The sequence below is a fragment of the Actinoplanes sp. NPDC049118 genome, assembly GCF_040648555.1.
In the GTDB taxonomy this organism is placed as follows: domain Bacteria; phylum Actinomycetota; class Actinomycetes; order Mycobacteriales; family Micromonosporaceae; genus Actinoplanes.
Map to the genome: position 1 here is coordinate 133,302 of NZ_JBEZDY010000023.1, position 7,399 is coordinate 140,700.

The following is a 7,399-nucleotide window of genomic DNA, read 5'->3' on the forward strand; positions in this document are numbered from 1 at the left end:
TAACACGTCGGAAACGTCGAGCTGCGAGCATCGCATGGCGATCAGGGGAGGTCCGTTTGTTCCTCAGTCAGCACGAGCAGGAACGCCTGCTCATCCACGTCGCGGCCGACGTGGCACGGCGACGGCGGGAGCGGGGCCTGCGCCTCAACCATCCCGAGGCGACCGCGGTCATCACCGCCTTCCTGCTCGAGGGTGCGCGCGACGGGCGGACCGTCGAGGAGTTGATGGACGCCGGGCGCCGCGTGCTCGCCCGCGAGGACGTCATGGACGGCGTTCCCGAGCTGCTCCCCGAGGTGCAGGTCGAGGCCACCTTCCCGGACGGCACCAAGCTGGTCACCGTGCACGGGCCGATCTCGTGATCGTGCCCGGGGAGATCATCGCCGGGGACGGCGACATCACCATCAACGCCGGACGGCCGGTGCTCTCGCTGGTGGTGCGCAACACCGGCGACCGGCCCGTGCAGGTCGGCTCGCACTACCACTTCGCCGAGTCCAACGCGGCGCTCGACTTCGACCGGGAGGCCGCCTGGGGGCACCGGCTGGCCGTGCCCGCCGGCACCTCGGTGCGCTTCGAGCCGGGCCTGCCCCGCGACGTCGACCTGGTGCCGTTCACCGGCAACCGGATCGTGCCCGGCCTGCGCGGCCTGGCCGGCGGCCCGCTCGATCCCGCCACGGCCCCGGCCGACGGCGACGAACCGCCCGGGTCGCCGGACGGGACCGCGGACGAGGAACAGCCGTCGAACGGGAGCCCCCGGTGACCATTCTCGGCCGCGACCGCTACGCCGCCCTCTACGGCCCCACCGCCGGCGACCGGATCCGGCTCGCCGACACCAACCTGCTGATCGAGATCGAGGAGGACCGCAGCGCCGGGCCGAACCCCGGCGACGAGGTCGTCTTCGGCGGCGGCAAGGTCATCCGCGAGTCCATGGGCCAGTCCCGCGCCACCCGCGCCGAGGGCACCCCGGACACCGTCATCACCGGCGCGGTGGTGCTCGACCACTGGGGCATCGTCAAGGCCGACATCGGCATCCGCGACGGCCGGATCGTGGCGCTCGGCAAGGCCGGCAACCCCGACACCATGGACGGGATCCACCCCGACCTGGTGATCGGGCCCGGCACCGAGATCATCGCCGGCAACGGCAAGATCCTCACCGCGGGCGCGATCGACAGCCACGTGCACCTGATCAGCCCGACCATCCTGGACACCGCGCTGGCCTCGGGCATCACCACGATCATCGGTGGCGGCACCGGCCCGGCCGAGGGGACCAAGGCCACCACGGTCACCCCGAACGCCTGGCACCTGGCCCGGATGCTCGAGTCGATGGACCAGCGCCCGATCAACGTGCTGCTGCTCGGCAAAGGCAACACGATGTCCCGGGAGTCCATGTGGGAGCAGCTGCGCGGCGGCGCGGGCGGCTTCAAGCTGCACGAGGACTGGGGCACCACGCCCGCGGTCATCGACGCGGCGCTGCAGGTCGCCGACGCCTCCGGCGTGCAGGTCGCCATACACACGGACACCCTCAACGAGGCCGGCTTCGTCGAGGAGACGCTGCGGGCGATCGCGGGACGGTCGATTCACGCGTACCACACCGAGGGCGCGGGTGGCGGGCACGCGCCGGACATCATCACGGTCGCCTCGCACCCGAACGTGCTGCCGTCGTCGACGAACCCGACCCGGCCGTACACCCGCAACACCCTCAGTGAGCACCTCGACATGCTGATGGTCTGCCACCACCTGAACCCGGCGGTCCCCGAGGACCTGGCGTTCGCGGAGAGCCGGATCCGGCCGTCCACGATGGCGGCCGAGGACCTGCTGCACGACATCGGCGCGATCTCGATGATCGGTTCGGACTCACAGGCGATGGGCCGCGTCGGCGAGGTGGTCATCCGCACCTGGCAGACCGCGCACGTGATGAAGGCCCGCCGCGGCAGCCTGCCGGGTGACGGCCCCGCGGACAACGAGCGCGCGAAACGGTACGTGGCCAAGTACACGATCTGCCCGGCGATCGCGCACGGCATGGCGGAACAGGTCGGCTCGGTCGAGCCGGGCAAGCTGGCGGACCTGGTCCTCTGGGACCCGGCGTTCTTCGGCGTCCGGCCGGCCCTGGTGATCAAGGGCGGCATGATCGCCTCGGCGCAGATGGGCGACGCGAACGCCTCGATACCGACCCCGCAGCCGATGCTGCCCCGCCCGATGTTCGGCGCGTACGGGTTGGTGCCGTCGGTGACGTCGGTGGCGTTCGTGGCCCCGGCCGCGATCGACGCCCTGCTGGGTGACCGGATCGGCGTCAAGCGGGCGTTGGTGCCGGTGTCCGACACCCGCTCGGTCGGCAAGGCCGACATGCCGCGCAACGACGCGCTGCCCCGCATCGAGGTGGAGCCGGACACGTTCACGGTCCGCATCGACGGCGAGGTCGTCGAGCCGGACCCGGTGACCGAGCTCCCCATGGCCCAGCGCTACTTCCTGTTCTGATGCCCCCACCCCCGGCCGACCACCAGACAACCCGCGAACCTGGGGCCGGGGGAACGGTGGCGGCGGCATGAGTCTGGCGACGCTGCTGGTGCTGGCGGACGGCCGGTTGCCCGCCGGCGGGCACGCGCACTCCGGCGGACTCGAGGCGGCGGTGGCGGCCGGGCGGGTGCGTGACGTCGCGGACGTCGGCGGATTCCTGCGCGGCCGGCTGGTCACCACGGGCCTGGTGTCCGCTGCGTTCGCCGCGAGCGCCTGTGCGCGTACGGGGGAATGGTTTGATCTTGATGCGGGCCTGGACGCGCGGACGCCGTCGGCCGCGTTGCGCAAGGCCTCGCGGGCACAGGGTCGCGCGCTCCTGCGCGCCGGGCGCGCGATGTGGTCCATGCCCGCGCTCGGCCGCGAGCCGCATCATCCGGTTGCGCTCGGCGCGCTGGCCGCCGCCGCCGGGCTCGGGCCGCTGGAGGCCGCGGTCGCCACCGCGCACGGTGCGGTGACCGGCCCGGCCGGCGCGGCGGTCCGGCTGCTGGGCCTGGATCCGTACGCGGTGCACGCGCTGCTCGCACGCCTGGCCCCCGAGATCGACCGGATCGCGGCGGACGCCGCGGCCCGGGCATACGACCCGGTCGACGAACTGCCGGCCGCCGGTGCTCCGCTGCTCGACATAGGCGCCGAGCTCCACGCCAACTGGGAGGTGCGTCTCTTTGCGTCCTGATATGTCCAAACAGCGTTCCGAACCACATGAGCACGGCCACGAAGAGGTCCCGCACACCCATCCTGACCCCGGCGTCGACCCGCACGCGCCGCTGGTGGACACCGCGCGCGCCCTGCGGATCGGCATCGGCGGCCCGGTCGGTTCCGGCAAGACCGCGCTGGTCGCGGCGCTGTGCCGGGCGCTCGGCGAGGAGCTGCGGCTGGCCGTCGTGACCAACGACATCTACACCACCGAGGACGCCGACTTCCTGCTCCGCAACGGCGTCCTGCCGGCCGAACGGATCCGCGCGGTCGAGACCGGCTGCTGCCCGCACACGGCGATCCGCGACGACATCTCCGCGAACCTGGACGCGGTCGAGGACCTGGAGTCGGCCCTCGGCCCGCTGGATCTGGTGCTGGTGGAGAGTGGCGGGGACAACCTGACCGCGACCTTCAGCAAGGGCCTGATCGACCGGCAGATCTTCGTGGTGGACGTGGCCGGCGGCGACAAGGTGCCGCGCAAGGGCGGCCCGGGCGTGACCGCCGCGGACCTGCTGGTCATCAACAAGACGGACCTGGCGCCGCTGGTCGGCGCCGACCTGTCGGTGATGGACCGGGACGCGGCGGCGCGGCGTGGCGGACTGCCGACGGTGTTCCTCTCGCTGGTACAGGACCGGGCGGCGACGCCGGTCGCCGACTGGATCCGGAACCTGGTCGCGGCCCGGGCGCCGGTGGCATGACGCCCGGCGGCACGCCACCCGGGCCGCGGACCGGCGGCTGATGCGGGCCGAGGCGCGGATCGTCGCCGAGGCCGACGGGCGGGGCGGCACCCGGCTCGCCGTGCTGCGCGGCGAGGCGCCGCTGCTGCCGCGGCGCACCGGGCCGCGGGACGACGGCGAGGTCACCGTGCACCTTGTCGGCGGCGCCGCCGGGCCGCTGCGCGGCGACGACCTGCGCCTGGACGTCGAGGTCGGGCCGGGCGCGCGGCTGGAGTTACGCAGCGTCGCCGCGCAACTCGCGCTGCCCGGCCGGCCCGGGGCGCCGCCGTCCCGGCTGGAGATCCGGGCGTCGGTCGCCGCGGGCGCGGCGCTGCGCTGGCTGCCGGAGCCGCTGATCGCGGCGACCGGCTGCCATCACCTGGCCGTCACGCTCGTCGAGGTCGAGGCCGGCGGTTCCCTGCTCTGGCGCGACGACCTGGTCTGCGGCCGCCACGACGAGCCGTCCGGCGACGTGCGTGCCGACATGACCGTCCGGTACGCCGGAAGCACCCTCTACCGCCACGAGCTCTCCGTCGGTCCGGAGGCGCCGGGCTGGTCGGGCGCGGCGGTGCTCGGCGGCGGCCGCGCGGTCGGCGCCCTCATCCTGGCCGGTCCGGCGCTACCCGCCCCCGAGGTGCTCGGCGACGCCGCCGTCCTGATGCCGCTCGCCGGGCCGGGGATGTTCGCCGGCGCCGTCGGCGCCGACATCCGCGAGGTTCGCGCCGCGCTCGATCCGCTCTGCGTTCCCCCGTCGCCGGGCCGGTGCCGCGCTCAGGCGGCGACCGCGATCGGTACGCCGTGACTGTCGGTCAGCGCCAGCCGGGTCCGCAGGTTCCCCTGCTCGGCGACTCGGGCGAAGTACTCGGTGCGGCGCCGCTGCAGGCAGCCCTTGCGGGTACGCGGCCCGCCGGCGGCCACCGTGAGCAGTTCCGGGGCCAGTGAGCTGTTCAGGCCCTCCCGGAGCAGGCGGAGCGCCTCGGTGCGCAGCTGCGAGATCCGCGACTCGGTCACGCCGAGCTCCGCGGCCACGTCGCTGAGCGGCTGTTCCTGCAGGAACGACTGGGTGACGACCATCCGCAGCCGCTCGGGCAGGGCCTGGATCGCCTGGTGCAGGTAGCCGAGGCGTTCCCGCTTGAGCAGCAGGTCCTCGGGGCCCTCGGAGAGCTCCGGCACCATCTCCTCGGCCGCGCCCGTCGGGAATCCCTGGAGGCTGAGCAGGGCGGCCTTCTGCACGTCGTCCTCGACGGCGGCGAGTTCGGCGACGCCGATGCCGAGCATCTCGGCGACCTCGGCCTCGGTCGGGGTACGCCCCAGCGCCGCGGTGAGTTCCTGCCGTGCCGTCGAGGTGCGGCGGGCCCGGGCCCGTACCGAACGGCTCGCCCAGTCCTGTCCGCGCAGTTCGTCCAGCAGCGCGCCGCGGATCCGTACGGCCGCGAAGCGGTGGAACGGTATGCCCCGGCTCACATCGAAGGAGCGGGCGGCGCCGAGGAGCGCGGCGAATCCGGCGGACGACAGGTCGTCGGCGTGTACGTGGCCGGGCACGCGGTTGAGCAACTCCCGGACCAGGTGGCCCACCATCGGCATGTTTTCTCGGACCAGGTCCTCGAGGTCGCGCGCGGACGGCGCGTCGTGGGTGATGCCGACGGGGGCGGGGAGTTCGGTCGTGGCAGTCACGTGTTCCTCCTCGCTCGTACAAACCGGCTGGTGAACCGGCTGATGAGGAGAACACTTACGGCCGAAAGGTGCAGTGGTGGCCGAACTCGGTTGCTTTTAGGGAGTTTTTAGCGAAAAAGGCTCAGCTATCGCTCGGTGGCTCCGCGCCCCGCGGAGCTCAGGGGCCTCAGCTGGCGTAGTGGGGCCGTCGCGGCGCGGCCATCACGCTGCGCAACTCCTGGCGCACCCAGCCCATCCGGCGCACGGCCATGTCCGGGTGGTCACCGAACTCCTCCGCGACCCCGGCCGCGCAGCCGTCACTGCCGTGACGCAGCAGCATGGCCGTCACGGTGTCTTCGACCGTCTGCCGGCTGGGGCACTCGGACGGCTGGAGGTCGGAGACGAACAACGCCTCCGCAGCCAGTTCCAGGACGGTATTTATCATGTCGAACTCCCCGATGTGCGACGACTTGCTCGTCGAGTGCAGGTAACGCTCGTGTCGGTGCGGACCGGAGCCGCGCAGCTCGCAGGCCGGTATCAGTCATCTTCCACGTGGGCGTCATGCCGGGCCGCAGGCACGCCGAGAGGGTCCGCTCCGATTTCGGCTCGGGATTCTGGTCGCGGGTCGCCCATGGGGGGCGTCCGGGGCTCGGACATCGAGAGCGATGCGCCCGAACCGGGATCGCAGGCGCCTGCCGGACACAATTCGACTCTAACGCGCGACTCGGGCAGTCGACCGCTACTCCGGTCGACTGCCCGAGGATGCGCTGCGCGGCTCCGCTCAGCCGAAGCCGCCCGGCGGGTCGACATCCGCAGGGTCGGGGTCCTCGACCGGGATCGTCGGCGGCGTCGCGGGCGGCGTGGTCGGATCGGTGGTCGGCGGCGTCGTGGCCGGCGTGGTCGGATCGGTGGTCGGCGGAGCCGGCTCGACGGGGTCGTCGTCGTCGGGTGGCGGCTCCAGGATCTGTGTCGGCGAGGCGGTGGCCGACGTGGTCGTTCCCGGCCCGGTCGTGCCGACCGGGACCGGGACCGCGACACCGCTCGGGTTGATGGAGATGCCGGGGATCGGCGACTCCTTGGTCGGCACCGGGCCGAGCCGGACCTCACCGTTGGTCAGGTGCTCGACCGGCTGCGACGGCGCACCCGGCGCCGGCGACACGAACGTCTGGCAGGTCTCGCCGCCCAGCTGGAACACCATCGGCGCGGCGTTGCTGGCCCGGTAGCGGCCGGTGAACTGCAGCGTCTCGGTCTGCTGCGGGCTGAGCACCTTTGTGGACTGTACGGTGACCCCGCGGCCCTGCTGGTCGAGCCGGAGCCCGCCGTTGCCCGAGACGACCTGGTCACCCGGCATCACGAACCAGAGCTTCCAGTCCTTGATCGCCGTGGTGTCCCGGTTGGCGATCGTGACGGCGGCCCTGAACCTGTTGTTCGCGTCCGACCAGACCGCGTAGCTGACCACGCATTTGCTGGATCCGGAGAGGCTGGTCGGCTGCACGCCGGCGACCGAGTCCTTCGGCTTGTCGGCGCTCGCGAGCACCGCGGTCGCGGCGATCATGGTGAGCACGGCGACGGAGCCCCCCGCGATGTAGAGGCGGCGCCGCTGCGTCGTGCCCGTGCCGCGGCCCGGTCCGGGTGCACCGGGTCCGGTCCGCCCCGGCGGGCCGCCCGGGCGGTTCGGTGGCGCGCCCGCGTCGTCGGCGCGCGACGGCGCCCGGTTCGGCCCGTCGGCGCCGAAGGCCGGGCGCAGGGCCGGGCCCGGGAGGCCCGGCGGACCGGGCGGCGCCGGCGGCGCGGCCAACCCCGCCCGGGCGGCCGGCCACGAGGGC

General features: G+C 73.4%; 9 protein-coding genes. 6 read left to right on the forward strand and 3 right to left on the reverse strand.

All coding sequences use genetic code 11. The annotated features are described in order from the left end of the window. The first annotated feature begins 56 nt into the window (after positions 1-56). From AB0B58_RS31330 to AB0B58_RS31355, 6 genes are all read left to right on the forward strand, one after another. Complete coding sequence (locus AB0B58_RS31330) at positions 57-359, forward strand: urease subunit gamma (RefSeq protein ID WP_360230851.1); 303 nt, start codon at positions 57-59, stop codon at positions 357-359. Continuing rightward, complete coding sequence (locus AB0B58_RS31335) at positions 359-757, forward strand: urease subunit beta (RefSeq protein WP_360230872.1); 399 nt, start codon at positions 359-361, stop codon at positions 755-757. The genes AB0B58_RS31330 and AB0B58_RS31335 overlap by 1 nt, the downstream gene beginning before the upstream one ends. Further along, the gene (locus AB0B58_RS31340) at positions 754-2,472 is read left to right on the forward strand and encodes an urease subunit alpha (protein ID WP_360230853.1); all 1,719 of its coding nucleotides are present in this window, start codon (positions 754-756) and stop codon (positions 2,470-2,472) included. Before AB0B58_RS31335 ends, AB0B58_RS31340 begins: the two co-directional genes overlap by 4 nt. 67 nt (positions 2,473-2,539) lie before the next feature. Next, on the forward strand, positions 2,540-3,184 hold the full coding sequence (locus tag AB0B58_RS31345; protein ID WP_360230855.1) for an urease accessory UreF family protein: 645 nt from the start codon (positions 2,540-2,542) through the stop codon (positions 3,182-3,184). A gap of 1 nt (position 3,185) precedes the next feature. Further along, positions 3,186-3,902: an urease accessory protein UreG gene (ureG, locus tag AB0B58_RS31350; protein ID WP_360230857.1), complete on the forward strand. Its 717-nt coding sequence runs from the start codon at positions 3,186-3,188 to the stop codon at positions 3,900-3,902. Positions 3,903-3,942: 40 nt separating this feature from the next. Then, positions 3,943-4,722, forward strand: coding sequence for an urease accessory protein UreD (locus tag AB0B58_RS31355; protein ID WP_360230859.1), 780 nt, complete (start codon positions 3,943-3,945; stop codon positions 4,720-4,722). Here the strand turns inward: AB0B58_RS31355 and AB0B58_RS31360 are convergent. From AB0B58_RS31360 to AB0B58_RS31370, 3 genes are all read right to left on the reverse strand, one after another. Then, positions 4,692-5,594 carry a sigma-70 family RNA polymerase sigma factor gene (locus AB0B58_RS31360; protein ID WP_360230862.1) on the reverse strand — a complete coding sequence of 301 codons (903 nt, stop codon included), beginning with the start codon at positions 5,592-5,594 and terminating at the stop codon, positions 4,692-4,694. The genes AB0B58_RS31355 and AB0B58_RS31360 overlap by 31 nt on opposite strands. 166 nt (positions 5,595-5,760) lie before the next feature. Next, entirely contained in the window at positions 5,761-6,018 is a 258-nt protein-coding gene (locus AB0B58_RS31365; RefSeq protein WP_360230864.1) for a hypothetical protein, read from the reverse strand. A 336-nt stretch (positions 6,019-6,354) separates the two neighbouring features. Further along, the coding region (locus AB0B58_RS31370; protein WP_360230866.1) for a cellulose binding domain-containing protein at positions 6,355-7,399 on the reverse strand (1,045 nt) is incomplete at its 5' end.

Coding starts and splice junctions, on each gene's coding strand:
- AB0B58_RS31345 (WP_360230855.1), top strand. CDS start 2,540: ATGAGTCTGGCGACGCTGCTGGTGCTGGCGGACGGCCGGTTGCCCGCC.
- ureG (WP_360230857.1), top strand. CDS start 3,186: ATGTCCAAACAGCGTTCCGAACCACATGAGCACGGCCACGAAGAGGTC.
- AB0B58_RS31355 (WP_360230859.1), top strand. CDS start 3,943: ATGCGGGCCGAGGCGCGGATCGTCGCCGAGGCCGACGGGCGGGGCGGC.
- AB0B58_RS31365 (WP_360230864.1), bottom strand. CDS start 6,018: ATGATAAATACCGTCCTGGAACTGGCTGCGGAGGCGTTGTTCGTCTCC.